This window comes from Bacillus sp. JJ864 (assembly GCF_036963045.1).
GTDB classification, from domain to species: Bacteria; Bacillota; Bacilli; order Bacillales; family Bacillaceae_G; genus Bacillus_A; species Bacillus_A pseudomycoides_C.
The window spans coordinates 16177-16566 of sequence record NZ_JBALLY010000200.1 but is presented as its reverse complement, the minus strand read 5'-3'; the positions used below and the strand labels follow the sequence as shown (position 1 = coordinate 16566).

1 protein-coding gene is annotated in these 390 nt (G+C 34.9%); it reads left to right on the top strand.

Going from position 1 to position 390, the window contains the following annotated elements:
* The first annotated feature begins 192 nt into the window (after positions 1-192).
* The gene (locus V7024_RS22660; RefSeq protein ID WP_335524193.1) at positions 193-369 is read left to right on the top strand and encodes a hypothetical protein; all 177 of its coding nucleotides are present in this window, start codon (positions 193-195) and stop codon (positions 367-369) included.
* Positions 370-390: the final 21 nt, after the last annotated feature.

Here is a 390-nt window from a genome sequence, read left to right as displayed (position 1 = left end):
ACAGCTAGAGCTTTCTACAAGGTACATAATATGTATAACATGTGCTCTTCACAAAGGATTCTACCATATATTTCATTTTAATTTTATCTATGGATATAACAATTCATTGAACTTTTGGAATGAAAAAGCATTATGGAGGTATGAATTTGCGTTAAAAAGAGCAGCTAACTGCATACGCGTTGGTTGGGATAAATGGTACAAATATGGATTTACACAGAGGTAGGTACATCGACTTGCGACCTCAATAAAATTACAAAGCGTCCTGCTTATGATGTTCACTACCGTTATAAGAAAGGGATTTGTGTAAAGGGTGAGGGCGCTGAAGGTTTGATGTATTTTGATGAATCTTATGTAATTTGGCTTAGATAACTAACAAAAGACCCTGATACT